At 48.0% G+C, this 252-nt stretch carries 1 protein-coding gene; it reads left to right on the top strand.

Going from position 1 to position 252, the window contains the following annotated elements; genetic code table 11:
• The coding region (locus tag ICN28_RS09485; protein WP_216288272.1) for a hypothetical protein at positions 1-252 on the top strand (252 nt) is incomplete at both ends.

The following is a 252-nucleotide window of genomic DNA, read 5'->3' as shown; positions in this document are numbered from 1 at the left end:
CAGGTGGCACAGCTGTCACTGGTGTTGGCACGATTAAAGACGACGGCACTGGCAGCATATTTACAGCTGCTAATACCACTGGCACTCCAGATACGCCTACCGCTCCATTGGATGATGATCGTCCGTTAACAGTTAACAATCTGACAGTAAATGAAGGTTCACCTTACGCTGTATTCACGGTTACTGGTGCAACAGATCAGTTTGTCAAACTCACAACTGCAAACGGTACAGCAGGTTCAGCTGACTATGGCT

It is taken from the genome of Polynucleobacter sp. 30F-ANTBAC (genome assembly GCF_018882385.1).
GTDB lineage: Bacteria > Pseudomonadota > Gammaproteobacteria > Burkholderiales > Burkholderiaceae > Polynucleobacter.
This window is presented reverse-complemented; position numbering and strand designations above follow the sequence as displayed.